This is a genomic window from Pristimantibacillus sp. PTI5, from assembly GCF_048572955.1.
Classification (GTDB): domain Bacteria; phylum Bacillota; class Bacilli; order Paenibacillales; family Paenibacillaceae; genus Pristimantibacillus.
Genome location: NZ_CP183886.1, coordinates 5,549,699 through 5,567,653 on the forward strand (window position 1 = coordinate 5,549,699; position 17,955 = coordinate 5,567,653).

Below are 17,955 nucleotides of genomic sequence, written 5' to 3' on the forward strand. Positions count from 1 at the left end.
GGGGAAAATACATGCCAAGAAAGTCAAAAGCCGTAACACTTCTGCTCTCCGTTCTGCTAATCCTGTCACTGCTCGTTTCCGCTTGCTCAGCATCGAAAAATTCGGGTAATAATGCCGGTTCTTCCGATCCGGCTGCCAATGACGGCGCAGCAGCCACTTCCTCATCTAACGAGAAAGAAATGGAGTTGACGATAGCGTTCATCGGACTCGGGAATATGAATGAAGTCGCTCTCGTTGAGGAACAAATCAGCAAAATTACTAAAGAAAAAATTAACGCAACGGTCAAATTGATGCCGATCGACATTGGCGCGTGGGTACAGCAAGTCAACCTGCTGCTTGCAGGCAATGAGCCTCTAGATCTTCTTGTTACTTCTTCTTTCTTCAACTTCAGCTCGCAGGTAGCCAAAGGACAGCTGCTGCCGATCGACGAGCTTGTGGAGAAACACGCACCGACCATTAAAGATACGATGGAATTGGCTATTTTCAACGCAACGAAAGTCGGCGGCAAGAGCTATGGCGTGCCGAGCGTGCGCGATACGGCGGCCGACCACGGTTTCGTGGCCAGAAAAGACTTGATGGACAAGTATGGCCTGACGTTCGATAATGTAAAAACGTATGCGGATCTTGATCCGATCTTCCAGAAGATCAAAGAGAACGAGCCGGGGATGTATCCGCTGGTTCAGCGTTCCCAAACTTTGGGGATTGCGGCTGAAATCGTACGCGGTTACATCGATACGCTGGGCGATACGCCAGGTATCCTAATCGTTGAGAATCAGGATCTGAAAGTCGTAAACCTCTACGAACAGCAAATGTATAAGGACGCTCTGCAGCTTGCACGCAAGTGGTACCAGGCTGGATACACCATGCCGGATGCCGCAACGACGCAGGAAGGCAATAATAGTCTGTTGAAAGCGGGCAAAGGCTTCAGCTACCTGTCCAACATGAAACCGGGCTTCGAAGCCCAAGAGAAAACGGTTAACGGATATGAAATGGTGGCTGCCCGATTCGTGCCTCCGATTTCCACATCCGACTCCGGTACGGGATTCATGATGTCGATCCCCAAAAATACACAGGATCCGGATCGCGCAGCACAGCTGCTGAACCTGCTCTATACCGACAAGGATATCGCTAATCTGATCGCCAACGGCGTCGAAGGCAAGCATTACGTAGATGCCGGCAACGGACAGATCAAAGCGCCGGAAGGCGGAAGCAACTACGTCTTCAACCAATGGCAAGTCGGCAACAACGCGCTGGCTAAAGTATGGGAAGGCACGGCGCCCGATATTTGGGAGCAGACGAAGGAGTTCAACAATTCGTCGACCTTCTCCAAAGCCCTTGGCTTCTCGTTCGATTCATCTCCTGTGAAGACCGAGATCGCTGCGGTAGCCAACGTAAACAACCAATACAAGGCTGGTCTGGAGTCGGGCACGATCGATCCCGCCAAGCTGGATGAATTCATCAGCAAGCTGAAATCTGCCGGCCTCGACAAGATCATTGCCGAGAAGCAGAAGCAGCTCGATCAGTGGGCGGCAGAAAACAACGTGCAATAACCGGATTCCAATAACCGGATATAAGGATTAGCAAGTGAAGGCTCTCTTCGTCGAAACCATGTTTCGGGGAAGGGGGCCTTTTATAACGGGGATAAGAGATATTTTTTGAACGGCTAAGCGTTAACACCCCGCGATCCTCTGATCGCGGGGTGTTTTTTGTGCCCCCAAAAGGAATAACGAACGCAAGGCCTTCGTCACCTTTTGGGGACATTGATTATATTTTGATGCGGAGGATCGCTGCGGCGTACGGCGGCAGCGGATAAACGCCGTCATCGCATCTGAAATCCGAATCCTTGGGCGACACCGATTCAGGCCGGTCGATCGTATTCGCATCCTTCGGATTCCTGGAGGTCAGTACCGTTTGTATGCCTTGCACCGGAACGGTTCCCGCGCCGTGAATATGGATTTCCGTCTCCAATAGATAAGGAGAAGGATTGACCAGCTTGATAATCAGTTCGCCTGCTTTACGGTCCAAAGTCGAAACGGATGTAAGATATGGAATCGGCGCCGACTGGTACTCGTGGATGAGCTCGCCATTTAGGAAACACTTTACCGTGTCGTCGACGATAGTCGCCTGCATGTGCTGCCAATCCGCTTCCCGGACGGCGATCTTTCGATTGGGCGCCAATTTGACGCGGGACCAGCCGACGATGCGTACCAGACGGCTTTCTCCATCCGGATCCAATTCCCATAGGAGATAATTCTGCTTGTCCCATGGCAGATGCCGGTCCAACAGGCGAAGCCGGATCCCTTCCGAACCTAGTATCGCTTTGATAGAAACGTCATACTGGCTCCAAGAAGGATCGCCGATCAACAACGTGCCATGGAACTCCCTGCACTGCGGCTGACTGCCGGATAAGCGGTTCAGGCGCAGCAATGTTTCGCTGCCGTTGCTTACGACGAGATCCTGAATCCGGTCAAGCGCCTTCTCCTCGACGCCCAAGCCTCCGTAAAGGCCGGCCGGACGGCTTTCTGTAGCGACATGGCTATCTACCACGTACTCTCCGCGATGCTCGCCGAACATCTTCTGAATGTGAAAGGAAGGCGTGCCGTACACTTTCGTTCCGTCAAAATAGATCAAGCTGGGATCCCATACGGTATGATGAATATTGGCGAATAGCGGGGCATACGACGACATGGTGACCAGATCCTGATTTCTTTCCATGCCCGTCATAAAAGCCGCCTCGCTGAGCGCCCCGAGCAGGGTGCCGCTCTTATTGTCGACGATCATCGCATATTCCCCGACATAAATCTTGGGTCCGCTGCGGTCATAATGGTCATACATGTCATGGTATTGCTGATAGAAATCGTTATCCGCGTAGAAGTGCTCATCCACGATCTCAACCGGCAGTCCCTTCGTCTCCGTTCCCACTTCCCAATGCGTGTTCCATATGGTCACGATTTCCGGATATTTCTCTTTTACGGCTTCATAGAAAACCCGGTATCTGAGGTTATATTCGGGTCCGAAATTTTCGTTGCCGATCTCCAGATATTTCAGTCCAAATGGTTCGGGATGGCCGTTCTTGGCACGCAAGGAACCCCAATAGCCGGTGACCGGCCCGTTCGCGTATTCGATGGCGTCGAGCATATCCTGCACCCATTCGGACAGATCCTCCATCGGGATCATTTCACCGGGCCTGCCTTGGCAGGTCAACCCGCAATTCACCACGAACATCATGTGAAGTCCCATATCTTCGGCCATCTGAAGATACTCGTGATAGCCGAGGCCGTTTGTCGTGCGGTACTGCCACAACGTCCAATGAGAGGTCCTTTCGGATAGGTCTCCTATCGTTTTTTTCCACCTGTATGCGGTCTCGACGGAGAACCCTTCCACGAAACAGCCTCCGGGGAATCGCAGGAAGGAAGGCTTCAACTGCTGAAGCATGCCGACCAAATCGGGACGCAGCCCATTCTTTCTATGAAGGAAGGTGGTCGCGGGGAACAAGGAAACGAGCTCCAGCCAGAACGTGCCCGCTGACCGGGTGGAGAACGCGAGTATCGCTTCTGCGTCATCCCCGTCGCTTTCCAGCGTCAATTCATACTTCCGCCATTCCCCGGAGGTTAAAGTAACCGAACCGGAGGCATAAATGTTTCCTGAACGGTCTTCCAGGGTGATCTCCAGTTCTCCCTGGTATCCGTCAGCTTTCTTCCCATAAAACGAAAGGTTGTACGTCTCCCCGGACCGAACGGGAATACCCCAAAATCCGGTATTGCAGACGGATACTCTGCCGTGCGGAACGGACGCCGCCTCAACGCGCAGGGAAACCGGATTCGTTTCGTTCAGCGGAAGCGCGTCGTCGAGTTTGATTTCAGCTTCGCATCCTTCTGGAATCTGCGTATACCAGCCTGGAATGGGATCGGTATGTTCAAAAGGCGAGACCCAGCCGGCCGGAGAATGAAGCTTGCAATTTTCGACATGGCATCTGTCCGGAACCAACGTATCTTCGAAAGACCGGTTACGGATCAGCTCCGCGTAGATCCCTCCGTCTCCGGCATGGCTGATTTCTTCGAAAAATAGTCCGTACAGGGTTGGGCTTACCGGAAAACGGATTTTATCCGCATGAATAGTTACATTGGCTGATTTGCGCATGTGCAGTCACTCCTTTTCGGATATCTAAAACTGCTACCATTATAGAACAATACATTTTTCAAAGCTTTCAATATGGCGACATTGCGTTTGTGTTTTGATGACATGCCGAAATGCTGCGGAAGTCAGATTATCGAAAGCGGAAAGTCGTATTATTGGTGGGTGTTCTGCCGGATAGTTCATTAGAATGAGAATCAAAGCAAGAGTATAGAAAACGATTATACACAGCAAGGCAAAAAACCAGAACAGTAGGGAGATCAATGAACATGACCTTTACCGAGAAGACCCGCATTGGCACGATCTACAAAAATGAAGCGGCCCGCGGGATTATCATGCGCCGGATACCGGCGCTGCACACGGCTGCGCCGCATATTGCGTCCCTCTTCAAGAGCCTGTCCCTGGATCAATACTACCAATTTAATCAAGAAGAGCTTTCGCAGCCGGATTGGATAGCGGAAACGCTGTCCGAGCTGGCTGATATACCTTATGAAGTGTTAACCGGAGAGCCGGAACCCGAAATGATACCGTCCGCCGATTACGAGCCTGCCGGTGTCCCGTCCGCTTCCGCTGTCGTTCAGGCGCCTGCCCAGGCCGAACAATGGGGCGTTTACGAAATCGAGCTTAAGGGCCCAAGCCACGGCAATCCTTTCACGGAAGTTTCCCTTCATGCCGAGTTCAGTTCAGGCGACAAGACCGTCCGAATGGGGGGATTCTACGATGGAGACGGGATCTACCGCATTCGCTTCATGCCGGATATCCAGGGTGACTGGAAGTTCCATACATCCAGCAATGCGCGGTCGCTCGATGGGATTGAAGGATCCTTCCGGAGCGTGGAGCCTTCCCTGGGCAATCACGGCCCTCTGCGTGTAAAGGATACTTTCCATTTTGCCTACGCAGACGGAACATCTTACATTCCTGTGGGGACAACCAGTTACGCATGGACTCACCAAGGGGACGAATTGGAGGAACAGACGCTCGAAACGTTGAAAGCCTCCCCGTTCAATAAGATGAGGATGTGCGTATTTCCAAAATCGTACCTGTTCAACGAGAACGAACCGGTCTATTATCCCTTCGAAGGATCCTTGGCGGAAGGCTGGGATTACACCCGGCCCAATCCAGCATTCTTCGAGCACCTCGAGAATCGGATTGCCGATTTGGACATGCTGGGCATCGAGGCGGACCTCATTCTGTTTCATCCTTACGACCGCTGGGGCTATTCGGAAATGCCTCCGGCAGCAGACGACCGTTATCTTCGCTATATCACGGCACGGCTTTCCGCATACCGCAACGTGTGGTGGTCGCTGGCAAACGAGTATGATCTAATGTGGTCCAAGGAGGAGGACGATTGGGAGCGGTTTGCAAAATTAATCAAAGAAAACGACCCGGCCGACCATCTCATTTCGAACCATAATTGCCTAAGCTTTTACGATTATAGCAAGCCGTGGGTCACGCATTGCAGCATCCAGCGCATCGACGTCTACAAAACCTCGGAGGCAACGAACGAATGGCGCGAGAAGTGGAAAAAGCCCATCGTGATCGACGAGTGTGCGTACGAGGGAGATATCGATCAAGGCTGGGGCAATATCAGCGGAGAAGAGATGACCCGCCGTTTCTGGGAAGGCGCGGTTCGCGGGGGATACGTGGGCCATGGCGAAACCTATCTCAATGCGGAAGAAATTCTATGGTGGTCCAAAGGCGGTAAACTGACGGGAACGAGTCCGGATCGGATTGCTTTTCTTCGCGGAATTACGGAAGAAAGCCCAGGAGGCGTGCTCAATCCGCTGCCGTCCGACTGGGATGTGCCTTGCGCGGGAATCAAGGACGAATATTACCTGTATTATTTCGGATTCAACCAGCCTCGTTTCCGGAAATTCAACCGCAAGCCGGGAATCCGGTACCAGGTCGAAGTGATCGATACATGGATGATGTCCATAGAGAAGCTTCCGGGTACTTATGAAGGTTCTTTCCGAATCGAGCTTCCGGGGAAAGCATACATGGCTGTGAGACTAACGAGGGTTAACACGAAACACGAATGAAAAGGAGAACCAAAATGAAACAAATCAAAGGTGTTAACCTAGGGAATTGGCTTGTTTTGGAAAAATGGATGAATCCCGTGATGTTCTTCGGAACAGAATGCGAAGATGAGACATGGCTATGCAGAACCTTGCCCCATGATATAAAGGTCGATAGATATACCCAACACAGAGCTACCTACATTACGGAACGTGACTTTGCTTATATTGCAAGCAAAGGATTAAACACTGTACGCATCCCCGTTCCCTATTTTATCTTCGGAGATGTAGAACCATTTGTAGGCTGCGTAGAGTATCTAGACAAGGCATTCAACTGGGCAGAGAAATACCATCTCCAGATTCTGATCGACCTGCATACGGTTCCGGGGAGCCAGAATGGTTTTGACAACGGCGGAATTTGCGGAGTGTGCAAATGGAGCCAGAATCCGGAGGCAGTGGAGTTTGTGCTGACACTGCTCGAGCGTCTGGCGCAGCGCTATGGAACTAGGGATGGATTATGGGGCATTGAGATCCTCAATGAGCCTATATCCGAAGAAGTGTGGAATCTTGTCAATATACCCGATCGCTATCCGGCAGTCGATAAGGAAGAGGCGGAGGGCTCCGGTCCGGTACCGAGCGAGTTTCTGCGAACCTTCTATGTTGAGGCGTACCAAAGAATGAGGAAGCATTTACCGGAAGATAAGGTTATTGTATTCCATGACGGGTTCCGGCTCCATGAGTGGAAGGACTTCATGAGACAAGAGGAGTTTGTAAATGTTGTTCTCGATACGCATTTGTATCTGATGATAGCAGAAGCAATGGGCTGTGAGAAGAATTTGGATGCCTACATCCATTACATCGATAATAACTTCGCTAAAGATGTTGCCGAGATGCAGGCCTATTTCCCGGTCATTGTTGGAGAGTGGTGCCTCTTCAACAATACCGAGGGCCTGAAAGAAATGAACGAAGAAGAGCGGAAGCACCTTTATTTGAAAATTGCTAATGCACAACTGCAAGCTTGGGAGAAGGGGCAGGGTTGGTTTTACTGGAGCTACAAATTACTGTTGGATACGGTCGGCGATTCAGCTTCAGAAGGCTGGGACAGCTGGGATATGGGCAAGAGCATTGAGCAGGGGTGGCTGCCTGATCGGTATTGATACGCAGAATGCCGGTATCCATTTCACATGCCGAACGCCTATTTCGTCTCTGTAGAGAGCAATGGAAGTTAATATGCGAGCGGTAATGAATAGTATAAAACAGAAACAGATGCCTGAACGCAGGCATCTGTTTTTTGGTTTACAGAGTTGGATGGGTAACAGCGCCCAGCGCCTCCATCGATTTTACTAGATTATCTCGAAACGTTTCGAGATAACGGCAGCTATTTCTGATGAAAATTGGAAGAGATCACTCTTCCAGGTCTCGCATACGGTGAATGGTCGCCTCATGTTGACCATGCTTTCGATCAGGCGGGAATTGTAAACGGATACATTCCGAAAAAAAAGGATTGATTTCGACGCGACCATGTTGTAATATTTGGTTTAAGAAAAACGTTTCGATAAACGAAAATGGAATTGAAAGTGCTATTACTAGGATAAAGTGGTGAATTACGCTCATATCCACTGTATTCCTCGAAGAACAATCATAATATTCGCTACTAAATCGAAACGTTTCAAAGAAAGGCGTTGTAAATCTCATCAATGTAGGGAGGTTATGTTCCGATTGGAATGTAAGCGCATTCAAATTAACGTTTTATAAGAAGAACCATAACAGGAGTTGGGCTAAATGTATGTCATAACAAGACTTAAGCTTCATGGTGGAAATATGCTGCGGGAGATTTTAAAGAACAAGGTTCTGTTTTTTATGCTTTCACCCGTCATCTTATATTTTATTATCTTTCACTATTTAGTCATGCCAGGGGCATACGTGGCGTTTGTTGATTTCAATATCAGCAAAGGCATTTTCGGAAGTAAATTTCTAGGTTTAGAAAATTTCGAATTTTTAGTTAAAACCGGGGATCTTTGGAACATTACCAAAAATACGCTGCTTTACAATTTTGCTTTTCTCGCTCTGGGGAACATTATTCAAATTGTTTTTGCGATTATGCTTTCCGAAATTTCCGGCAGGTGGTTCAAAAAGATTTCTCAATCCGTGCTTTTGCTGCCGCATTTCATTTCCATGGTTATTGTCGGCGTGTTTGCCTACAATATGTTCAATTTTAATTCAGGCTTTATTAACACGATGATTACCTCATTAGGCCTGGAGCGCTACGAATTTTATTCCGATCCTGATATTTGGAAATACATCATCGTGGCTTTTAAAATATGGAGCGCAACCGGCTATGGCATGATCGTCTACCTAGCGACGATTACAGGCATTAGCAATGAGCTTTATGAAGCAGCTTATATGGATGGGGCCAGCAGATGGCAAAGAATTCGCTACATGACCTTACCTATGCTAAAGCCAACGTTTATCTTACTGCTGCTGTTTGGTCTTGGCGGAATTCTCAAGGGCTCATTCGACCTGTTCTATAATCTGATTGGCACAAACTCGGTGCTCTATCCGCAAACGGACATCATTGATACGTATGTCTTCCGCAGTCTGGTTGGGCAGTTCAACTTCTCCATGGGCGCAGCAGTAGGCTTCTATCAATCCTTATTCGGCTTAATCCTCGTGTTAACGGTTAATCTGATCGTTCGTAAAATCGAACCGGACAGCGCCTTATTTTAAAATGGGAGGTGGATAATATGGGGAATAAAAAGAAAGAAAAAGAAGATTACGGCAGTATATTCATAAAAGTAATCAGCTATTTGTGCATCGGCTGCTTCGCCTTGGCTTGTCTGTTCCCTTTTGTGCTGATGATCTCCTCCTCCTTGATGAATGAGCAGGAAATCATTCACGAAGGATACAAGCTGATCCCGAGCGAGCTTTCCATCAAGGCTTACAGCATGCTGATCAACAACTCAACTGCGTTATCGAAAGCTTATGGCGTAACGATTTTCATTACGGTTGTCGGCACCGCCTTAGGATTGTTCATGATGTCGATGGCAGGTTTTGTTCTTAACCGGAAGGATTTTAAGTATCGTAATTTCTTCTCCTTTATGATCTACTTTACGACGCTTTTTGCCGGGGGATTAATTCCAAGTTATATCCTGATGGTCAAATATTTGCATCTAAAGGATAGCTTGTTCGCTATGATTTTGCCCGGTGTAGTAGGAGCATGGTCGATTTTCCTTATGCGGAATTTCATGAAAGCGATTCCCGATTCCTTGTATGAGTCGGCTACGATTGACGGTGCTGGCGATTTCCGTATCTATTGGCAAATTTTTATCCCTCTGGCGATTCCGTCACTTGCTACCGTTGGTCTTTTTGCGGCGCTTGGTTTTTGGAACGAATGGTATAACGGCATGCTATACATCCAGTCGCCTGACAAATTCCCTTTGCAATACTTTTTGCAGCGCATGATCAACCAGACCAATATCCAAGCCCTTATTAATCAGGGCGTGGTCATCAATACGGCGGAGTTGCCGACACAATCTATTAAGATGGCTACTGCTGTACTGGCTACGGGCCCAATCATCCTGTTATATCCGTTTGCACAGCGCTATTTTGTATCGGGACTTACGATTGGTGCGGTTAAAGGTTAATAAATGCCCCTTACTAAAGGAGTATCTATTATAGAAGAAAAATCGTAACTAAAAAAGGGAGGCAATACAATGAAAAGTAAAACGTTTTCGATTTTGCTACTGGCTTTTGTTATGCTGACGAGCCTACTTTCTGGCTGCACATCTTCAAATGAAGAGAATACGCCATCCACAGAGCCGGCAGCTTCTACGAACTCCAGCGGTGTAGACACTTCCAAAGAGGTTAAGCTGGTTTATTATTTATGGGGTTCTGAAGGCATTGCCAATAAGGACATTCTGGCAGAGATCAACAAATTGCTTAAACGCGATATCAATGCGACATTGGAGGTCAAGTATATTGACTGGCCGGATATTGCGACGAAATATCCATTGCTGTTCGCCTCTGGCGAGAAGTTTGATATGGCTCACGCGTCACCTGGTGCCGCAGTTTCCTATTATACGCTGGCCGGACAGGATGCGCTTGTAGATATCACGGACATGCTTGATAAGGTTGCTCCCACTCTGAAGGCAGCGATCCCTGATGAAACCTGGGCAGGCTCGAAGTTCGACGGCAAAATCTACGGCGTGCCTTCTTTGTACAGCGAATACACACCTGCTGGTTTTGGATACCGCTCCGATCTGCTGAAGAAATATGGCATGGAGAAAATCAGCACCATTGAGGACATGGAGAAATACATGGACAATGTACTAGCGAACGAGTCCTATCCGCCAATCAACGGCAATGCTAACGACGCCTTCAACATGTATAGAATGCTGGTCGATACAACGGATGAGTGGCAGAACGCGCCTGGCATATCTTTAACGGAGCTTAATCTCGTTACAAAAAGCCCAGAAGATTATAAAACCGTATTCCACCCGGCCTTCACCCAAGAATTTGAAGATTGGGCTGTGAAAATGCGCGAGTGGTCGGATAAAGGTTACTGGCCGAAGGACATCCTGTCCTCGCAAGTCGATGCCGGAACTAATTTTAGAGCGGCTAACTCAGCGGGTTACCTTACTCATGCACAGGACTGGATTGGCAAGTATGGATCGGACATGAAAGCTCAGCCGGAATCGGATCCTTATTTCTATACGTTCGCTGAAGCAGGCAAGAAGATTAAACGGAAAATGGGCGTAGAGAACTCCACTGTGATCAGCTCGAATTCTGAAAATCCGGAACGCGCACTGATGGCAATTGAAAAGTTCATGACCGATCCGGAATATTACAATTTGATTCAGTATGGCATCGAAGGCCGTCAGTACATCATTGAAGACGGCGTTAAGAAAACGCCGGCCGGTTTTGACGATAAAGTCGACGGCGGAGGTTTTGCAGTATGGTCCTTACGGAATGATAAATATAATTTGCGCATGGATACGGAAAACCCGGTTCGCGAAACCTTGTACGCAGAATGGGATACCTTCTCCATCAACGATCCGTACATGGGATTCAGCTTCGATTCATCGAAAGTGACGACGGAGATTGCAGCTATTTCTAACGTGAATTCACAACTGGGCATGCAGCTTATGCTCGGAAAAACAAGTAAAGATCCGAAAGAAGCGGTCGCTGATTACAGAAAACAGCTGCAGGCAGCTGGAATTGACAAGGTCATTGCTGAAGTTCAAGCACAGCTTGCCGATTTTGAATCTACTAAATGACGTACGTATACTGAGAAACCGTAAGGGAGCTATGTTCATAGCTCCCTTATCTATGAATGCTAAGAATCTATAAGTTTCATACTTGTTTGGGTATAGCATTTCGACAGGATTACGGCAACAGCCGTTTACGTTAATTAAGTAAAACTTTAGTTTCGGACGAGGGATTTCCCTGATTCTGAAGTGTGGGGAGACATGACAGAGATGGCTACGATTAAAGATGTCGCTAAAATGGCAGGTGTATCGATATCGACGGTCTCGTACGCCTTGAATAATAACACCAAAGTAAGCAAACCTACGAAACAAAAAATTTTAGAAGCCGCTCGTGAATTAAATTATCAGAAAAATGGAATCGCTTCCGATTTGAAAAGAAACAGTACGCGTACGATCGCGCTTATCGTGACGGACTTGGCAGGCCCGCATTATTCGGAGTTGGTGAAAGGCATTCAGGAAGTTACCCTGTCCAAAGGTTATGACTTGCTGGCTTGCAGCTCGATGGGAGAGGGATCGTCCACCGCAGTAAAGTTTTTGATGGAGAAGCGAGTCGATGGCGCGATTGTATTGGCCTACAATATTAGCGAAGACATCATTATGCAATCAGCCCGAAAAGAGTTTCCAATCGTTCTGCTTGATCGGAGAGTAGATAACGAATATGTTGTCAGCATTGAAGTCGATAACGAAGACGGCTGCAGCATGGCTGCGGAATATTTAATTGAACAAGGACATCGGGATATTGCTTACATAGGCGGAAAAGCGTTAGACCGTCTTCATACGATGCGGGTTAACGGATATGAAAGCGCATTGCGTAAGCATGGATTGGACTGGAATGGACAACTGCACCAATTTGGGGTCTTTAACCGGGATAACGGCTATAGTATGACCAAAATGCTTATCGCGCAAGGAAAACTGCCAACCGGCATTATGTATGCGAACGACGAAATGGCAATCGGCGGAATGAAAGCGTTCAAGGAGCATGGCATCAAAGTGCCGTCCGATGTCTCGGTCATTGGTTTTGACGATATTGAATTGGCGCAGTATGTCCGGCCTTCTCTCACGACTGTTATGCAGCCAAAATACGAACGCGGTGCATTGGCCGCCCATGTGTTATTTCAGGTTCTTGAAGGTAAAGAGGTTGATCAGTTTTATAAATTCCCAACACAATTGGTGATTCGCGATTCTGTTCAAAAAAGAGACGAATAAGAATAATGTAAATGGCTGTCTCAAAAGGATATAGGAAGAATCGATGCATTCAAACGATACGAAAAAGATTGAAGGAGAGGATTTCGAAGTGAACAAACCTTCCTATCGAGCAGCTTTTATCGGCTGTGGCAGACGTGCGCATGAACATGCGACCGGCGTACAAGCCGACAGCAGGTGTGAGGTTGTCGGATTATCCGATATCTCAACTGCATCGGCTGAAACGCTGAATGCCGAATTTGGATTTCAAGCTAAGATCTATACGGACCACAAGGAAATGCTTGCGAAGGAGAAGCCTGACATCGTTCTAATCTGTCTTTGGACTCCTCTGCATTTAGCGGTATTTCGTGATTGTGCGGAAGCCGGCGTCAAAGCCGTACTATGTGAGAAACCGATGTCGGCGACCTGGGGTGAATGCCAAGAGATGGGCAGGATCGCCGAAGCGACGGGATGTCAGCTGACATTTTCTCTTCAACGCCGTTTTGCAAAGGGGAATCAAACCGTGCGGCGCCTAATAAAGGAAGGGAAAATCGGAGAAGTGCTTCGAATGGATCTCTATTCCCCGCCAAATTTGCTGGATTGCGGAATCCACACGTTTGACCAGGCAATAAGCTATCTTGATGAAACCTCAGCCAAATGGGTGCTTGGAGCAGTCGATACCACCGAAATATTTAACTGGTTCAACGTACCTTCAGAATGCGGGGCGTCAGGACAGATCGTATTCGCAAACGGTGTACAAGCCAATCTCTATTCCGGCTCCATCGATACATGGGAACCGACTGAGGATATGACGAAGATCTGGGCCGGGGTACGAGTGATCGGCACCGAAGGTTTTATCGAAGTCATGTGGGACGGGCAAATGGTCAGGGGGGTCAACTACGGGGATCCCTCTTGGAAGCCTGAGATGGAATTATCCACGATGTCCGATCAGATGAAGGGCTATGTCCAACATGCGATCGATTGTTTAGAGACAGGCGAAGAACCTGAAGTATCGCATCAAAAGGCACTTCGCGCCTCTGAAATAATATTTGCCGTGTATGAGTCGGTTCGCCGTAATGCGCGCGTGGAGCTGCCGCTTACCGGCGTAACAGACAGCCCATTTATCACTATGCTTGCGGACGGCCAATTTACGAAATAAGGAGCGAACCTAACAATGTCGAGACCTAGACTTGCATTAATCGGAATCGTTAACGAAGAAGCGAAGCAGGACTTCTGGGGGACCATGCAGCGCGTGGCTGAGATCGGATATGACGGGATCGAAGGCGGAGCCGAGCTGCTCAAAGGAGATGTAAAGGCTAATGTAGCGCGGTTCCATGGATTGGGTCTCCAAGTTGCGACGCACAGCGTCAACAAGGAACAGCTGCGCGACGAGAAGGAACTCGATAAAGTAATTAATGAGGCTCACGCATTACAAACGAAGGATGTCACCTTCTGGTGGGATGTTGTAGATACGAGGGAGCAGCTGCTTCGCGATGCTGAATTGTACAATGCAGCAGGTGCTCGTTTTGCAGCTGAGGGGCTGAGATTTTGCTATCACAACCATGCCCATGAATTCCAAAGAACATTCAACGGCGTTTACTCCTTGGATATTTTAGCAGAGCACACGGATTCCCAAAATCTCTATTTCCGTCTGGATGTCGCCTGGATTACGATTGGCGGCGCCGATCCGGCACATATCCTTCACAAGATGGCGGGCCGTGTACCGGCTATCCATTTGAAGGACATTTACGGCACTGACGAGATCGGAAAGTGGACTGCGGTAGGAACGGGTGTAGTGAAAATTAAGGAATCCATTGATGCGGCAAAGGAAATCGGAGTGGAATGGATGACTGTCGAGCAGGATCAGCTTCGCAATCTTACGGGTATCGAGACTGCGACTGTCAGCTATCTGAATTTGAAAGAGAAGGGCTTGCTTTAATTTGGAAAAAAGGGCTGCCTGCAAAGGTCAATAAAGACCTTGTAGGACAGCCCCTGCCGATTACTTAATGCCTGAAATGGCATAATTCTCGATAATATGCTTCTGGAAGAAGATGAATATAATGATAATCGGCACGACCATAAACGTAGAGCCTGCCATTTGAAGCGCATAGTTGCCGCCGTATTGCCCTTTCAGCAGCGACAAGCCGACGGACAGGGTGTAAAGCTTCTCATCATTGGCGATAATGAGCGGCCATAGGAAGCTGTTCCACCCGCCGATAAAGGCGAGAATGCCTTGTACCGCGAGAATCGGCTTCGAGATCGGAAGCACGATCTGCAGGAAGGTACGGAATTCACTCGCCCCGTCAAGACGGGTCGCTTCAAGCAGCTCATCCGGAATGGTGGACATAAACTGACGGAACAGGAATATGCCGAAAGCTCCGACAAGGCCAGGCAGCACGACGCCGATCATCGTATTCGTTAGGTGCATCTCATTCAGGATCAAGTAGACCGGAATCATTGTAACCTGACCCGGAATCATCATCGTAGCGAGCACGATATAAAACAAGTTATTGCTGCCTTTGAATTTATATTTCGCAAAACCGAATCCGGCCATCGCATTCATGAATAAGCCGATAAAGGAGAAGATGACGATAATGAGCGTATTTTTTAAATAGACGCCAAAGTTCATATTCTCGAACAAGTTTTTAAAGTTTTCTGTCGTGAATCGCTCCGGCAGCAAGGTAGGCGGGATATTTTGAATCTCGCCCTCCGGCTTGAAGGCAGAAAGGATCATCCATACGAAAGGAAGGATGACCAATACCCCGCCGACCGCGAGGCATATGCCCAGTATCCACTTGAGCGCTTTTTCGCCGTTTGAGGCGCTTGACGCTTTAGTTTGCGAACTCATCCATTACACCTCCGTTAGATTATAGATCCGTTTCTTTGTTCTGAAATCTGAATTGAACCAGCGTAATAATAATGATTGCGATAAACAGGACGAACGATCCCGCTGCCGCATATCCGAAGTTGCTGAGCTGGAATCCGTTGCGGTAAATGAACAACGCTACGGAGGTCGTGCTGTCGAGCGGGCCGCCGTTTGTCATAATGAATGGCTCCTCGAAAAATTGCAGCCAGCCGATCATTGTCGTGATCGATACGAAGAAGATCGCGAAGCGAAGCATCGGAATTGTAATATGGATAAGCTGCTTCCATGTGCTTGCGCCATCGAGCTGGGCTGCCTCGTAGTAAGATTTCGGAATGCCTTGAAGAGCAGCGATAAAGATGATCATATTTAGACCGATCCCTCTCCATACCGCCATCAGAATAAGCGATATCTTGGCCATGATCGGATCTTGAAGCCAAGGGACGGTAGGCAGATGGATGGAATCGAGTGCAAAGTTAAGCAAACCAAATGCAGGGTTGTAGAGAAAACCCCATACGACCGCAACGGCAACAACGTTCGTAACCGAAGGCATGTAATAAATCACACGGAAAGCTTTGAACGCACGATTTGCGCCGAAATTAATCATGATCGCTATAGCGAGCGAGCATAAGATGACGAGGGGAACGCCGATAATAACGTAAAACAACGTATTCAATATGGCTTTCACAAAAACAGGATCGGCCAGCACATCTACATAGTTCTTGAATCCGACGAAAGAAATATTGGACCAGTCAGCGAGGCCCGCCAAGTCCATATTCGTAAAGCTTATTATCAAGGCTACGAGGATCGGCAACAATGAGAATAAGGTAAGTAAAATAAGCGTTGGTGCGATAAAAAAATAGGGTGCCTTGCTCTGGGAGATTCCTTTCATATACGACCCTTCCTTTGCTATGAGCGCCTGGCTTCATCTATTCCTAATGGAACCGGCAGCGGCTCCGTTTCAGGAGCGCTGCCGACACCAGCGATCATTATTTATTCAAAATTTGCTCTGATTTAGCGTTGAAGCTGTCCAGTTCCTTCTGTACGTCTGCGTTGCCTCGATAAATTTTCTCGAATGTGGTAAGAACGCTTTGGGCAATTTCTTCCCACGGCTTAATAACAGGCATTGGCTCCGAGTTATTCATTTGCTCGCCAATGACTTTCAAGTTAGGGTCGGTCGTCAAAGCTTCGTCTTCCCATGCTTTTTTCGTGGAAGGAAGGGAGTTCGACAGCTCAAGCCATTTTAATTGCGTTTCAGGCTTGCTCATGTAAGCCAGAAATTTCAAAGCTTCCTCTTTGTGCTCTGTATATTGGAAGACAGACAAGTTTGAGCCGCCCAGGGAAGATAAGTTGTTCTCTTTCTTAGGAAGAACGGCTGTAGCCCATTTGCCTTTAAGCTCAGGTGCTTGGTCATTGATCAGTTTAATCATCCATGGGCCGCTTATGAACATTGGCAGAATGCCATCGCCCTTGAACGCAGGAATGATGTCCATGCCAAGATCAATCGGCGCAGAGCCGTCTTTGAAGAAGCTGTTCAAGTAGTTGACCGCTTCAACAAACTCCGGTTGGTTGAATAACGGCTTATTGTTCTCGATAAGCTTCGAGCCGTTTTGACGCGCAAACATGAATAGAAGCGATTGTTCATTTACATCAAGGCTGATGCCGTACTTGTTTTTGCCGCGAGCTTTAAGCTTGGTTGCTGCATCCTTCAGCTCGTCCCATGTTTGCGGCGCTTGATCATAGCCGGCTTCCTTCAGCAGGTCTGTACGGTAGTAAAGCACGCGAGTGTCGATATACCAAGGCACGCCGACCGTAGCATTTTCGTATTTGGTCGTTGAGATCGATCCGGGAAAGAAATTCTCTTCAGCCAGCTCCGGATATTGCTCGACGTATGGAGTCAGGTCCAAAAGCGCCTTGGCAGAGCCAAATTCAGGTATCCAAGTCGTACCCATCTGAAGCACGTCCGGTCCTTTCTTGGAAGCGACAGCCGTCAACAGCTTATCATGCGCCGTATCCCAAGGAAGCGCCTGTACATTGACTTTAATGTTAGGATTCTCACTTTCGAATTGCTCGGCAATTTTCGGCAAAGCTTTTGCTTCTTCACCCATGCCCCATACGTTGATCGTTACTTTGCTGTCAGCGGCTTTGTCGTTGCCGTTGCCTCCGCATGCAGTGAGTGCTCCGATAAGCAGCATTGAGCTGGCCAGTACGGTTGCTACCGATTTTTTAAACATAAATTATTCCTCCCGAGTAAATGATTCTAGTAAGTACTATGCAGTGAATATGTGCAAGTTATGCACGAAGGCGGATGTCGTTTCAACCCTAATGCTGAACAGGACAAGCAGTATGCCGCTAACACACCTTATGAAGCAAAAACGTTCGCCACATATATTTAGAATTTCTTTTTATGTGGTGAAACGTTTCGATGAGCAAAAACCATTCCCCATTTTTCACTTTCAACCAGACTGTAATTGTGTTTCGAAACGTTTCGACC

General features: G+C 48.1%; 13 protein-coding genes. 9 read left to right on the top strand and 4 right to left on the bottom strand.

Annotated elements, in window-relative coordinates; genetic code table 11:
* Positions 1 to 11: 11 nt before the first annotated feature.
* Positions 12 to 1,550 (top strand): ABC transporter substrate-binding protein, encoded by a 1,539-nt coding sequence (locus ACN6MW_RS24595; protein ID WP_419872494.1) that lies wholly within the window; start codon positions 12 to 14, stop codon positions 1,548 to 1,550.
* Between the two features lie 214 nt (positions 1,551 to 1,764).
* Here ACN6MW_RS24595 and ACN6MW_RS24600 read toward each other — a convergent pair whose 3' ends face one another.
* A complete protein-coding gene (locus ACN6MW_RS24600) occupies positions 1,765 to 4,140 on the bottom strand; it encodes an alpha-L-arabinofuranosidase C-terminal domain-containing protein (protein ID WP_419872495.1) in 2,376 nt (791 codons plus the stop codon).
* A 263-nt stretch (positions 4,141 to 4,403) separates the two neighbouring features.
* Here ACN6MW_RS24600 and ACN6MW_RS24605 point away from each other — a divergent pair, with 263 nt between their 5' ends.
* The 8 genes from ACN6MW_RS24605 to ACN6MW_RS24640 all read left to right on the top strand — a co-directional run bounded on the left by ACN6MW_RS24605 (position 4,404) and on the right by ACN6MW_RS24640 (position 14,537).
* A complete protein-coding gene (locus tag ACN6MW_RS24605) occupies positions 4,404 to 6,173 on the top strand; it encodes a DUF5605 domain-containing protein (protein ID WP_419872496.1) in 1,770 nt (589 codons plus the stop codon).
* 14 nt (positions 6,174 to 6,187) lie between these two features.
* Positions 6,188 to 7,306: a glycoside hydrolase family 5 protein gene (locus ACN6MW_RS24610; protein ID WP_419872497.1), complete on the top strand. Its 1,119-nt coding sequence runs from the start codon at positions 6,188 to 6,190 to the stop codon at positions 7,304 to 7,306.
* Positions 7,307 to 7,931: 625 nt separating this feature from the next.
* Positions 7,932 to 8,876, top strand: a complete 945-nt coding sequence (locus ACN6MW_RS24615) for an ABC transporter permease (protein WP_419872498.1) — start codon at positions 7,932 to 7,934, stop codon at positions 8,874 to 8,876.
* A gap of 17 nt (positions 8,877 to 8,893) precedes the next feature.
* Positions 8,894 to 9,793, top strand: a complete 900-nt coding sequence (locus ACN6MW_RS24620; protein ID WP_419872499.1) for a carbohydrate ABC transporter permease — start codon at positions 8,894 to 8,896, stop codon at positions 9,791 to 9,793.
* Positions 9,794 to 9,862: 69 nt separating this feature from the next.
* Positions 9,863 to 11,425, top strand: a complete 1,563-nt coding sequence (locus ACN6MW_RS24625) for a DUF3502 domain-containing protein (protein ID WP_419872500.1) — start codon at positions 9,863 to 9,865, stop codon at positions 11,423 to 11,425.
* Between the two features lie 201 nt (positions 11,426 to 11,626).
* On the top strand, positions 11,627 to 12,622 hold the full coding sequence (locus ACN6MW_RS24630; protein ID WP_419872501.1) for a LacI family DNA-binding transcriptional regulator: 996 nt from the start codon (positions 11,627 to 11,629) through the stop codon (positions 12,620 to 12,622).
* A 43-nt stretch (positions 12,623 to 12,665) separates the two neighbouring features.
* Positions 12,666 to 13,757, top strand: a complete 1,092-nt coding sequence (locus ACN6MW_RS24635; RefSeq protein ID WP_419872502.1) for a Gfo/Idh/MocA family protein — start codon at positions 12,666 to 12,668, stop codon at positions 13,755 to 13,757.
* 15 nt (positions 13,758 to 13,772) lie between these two features.
* Positions 13,773 to 14,537, top strand: a complete 765-nt coding sequence (locus tag ACN6MW_RS24640; protein ID WP_419872503.1) for a sugar phosphate isomerase/epimerase family protein — start codon at positions 13,773 to 13,775, stop codon at positions 14,535 to 14,537.
* Between the two features lie 60 nt (positions 14,538 to 14,597).
* Here ACN6MW_RS24640 and ACN6MW_RS24645 read toward each other — a convergent pair whose 3' ends face one another.
* The 3 genes from ACN6MW_RS24645 to ACN6MW_RS24655 all read right to left on the bottom strand — a co-directional run bounded on the left by ACN6MW_RS24645 (position 14,598) and on the right by ACN6MW_RS24655 (position 17,695).
* The gene (locus tag ACN6MW_RS24645; RefSeq protein WP_419872504.1) at positions 14,598 to 15,446 is read right to left on the bottom strand and encodes a carbohydrate ABC transporter permease; all 849 of its coding nucleotides are present in this window, start codon (positions 15,444 to 15,446) and stop codon (positions 14,598 to 14,600) included.
* Positions 15,447 to 15,465: 19 nt separating this feature from the next.
* Positions 15,466 to 16,353, bottom strand: coding sequence for a carbohydrate ABC transporter permease (locus ACN6MW_RS24650; RefSeq protein WP_419872505.1), 888 nt, complete (start codon positions 16,351 to 16,353; stop codon positions 15,466 to 15,468).
* 97 nt (positions 16,354 to 16,450) lie between these two features.
* On the bottom strand, positions 16,451 to 17,695 hold the full coding sequence (locus ACN6MW_RS24655; protein WP_419872506.1) for a sugar ABC transporter substrate-binding protein: 1,245 nt from the start codon (positions 17,693 to 17,695) through the stop codon (positions 16,451 to 16,453).
* Positions 17,696 to 17,955: the final 260 nt, after the last annotated feature.

Coding starts and splice junctions, on each gene's coding strand:
- ACN6MW_RS24650 (WP_419872505.1), bottom strand. CDS start 16,353: ATGAAAGGAATCTCCCAGAGCAAGGCACCCTATTTTTTTATCGCACCA.
- ACN6MW_RS24620 (WP_419872499.1), top strand. CDS start 8,894: ATGGGGAATAAAAAGAAAGAAAAAGAAGATTACGGCAGTATATTCATA.
- ACN6MW_RS24635 (WP_419872502.1), top strand. CDS start 12,666: ATGCATTCAAACGATACGAAAAAGATTGAAGGAGAGGATTTCGAAGTG.
- ACN6MW_RS24615 (WP_419872498.1), top strand. CDS start 7,932: ATGTATGTCATAACAAGACTTAAGCTTCATGGTGGAAATATGCTGCGG.
- ACN6MW_RS24645 (WP_419872504.1), bottom strand. CDS start 15,446: ATGAGTTCGCAAACTAAAGCGTCAAGCGCCTCAAACGGCGAAAAAGCG.
- ACN6MW_RS24630 (WP_419872501.1), top strand. CDS start 11,627: ATGGCTACGATTAAAGATGTCGCTAAAATGGCAGGTGTATCGATATCG.
- ACN6MW_RS24640 (WP_419872503.1), top strand. CDS start 13,773: ATGTCGAGACCTAGACTTGCATTAATCGGAATCGTTAACGAAGAAGCG.
- ACN6MW_RS24605 (WP_419872496.1), top strand. CDS start 4,404: ATGACCTTTACCGAGAAGACCCGCATTGGCACGATCTACAAAAATGAA.
- ACN6MW_RS24610 (WP_419872497.1), top strand. CDS start 6,188: ATGAAACAAATCAAAGGTGTTAACCTAGGGAATTGGCTTGTTTTGGAA.
- ACN6MW_RS24600 (WP_419872495.1), bottom strand. CDS start 4,140: ATGCGCAAATCAGCCAATGTAACTATTCATGCGGATAAAATCCGTTTT.
- ACN6MW_RS24595 (WP_419872494.1), top strand. CDS start 12: ATGCCAAGAAAGTCAAAAGCCGTAACACTTCTGCTCTCCGTTCTGCTA.
- ACN6MW_RS24655 (WP_419872506.1), bottom strand. CDS start 17,695: ATGTTTAAAAAATCGGTAGCAACCGTACTGGCCAGCTCAATGCTGCTT.
- ACN6MW_RS24625 (WP_419872500.1), top strand. CDS start 9,863: ATGAAAAGTAAAACGTTTTCGATTTTGCTACTGGCTTTTGTTATGCTG.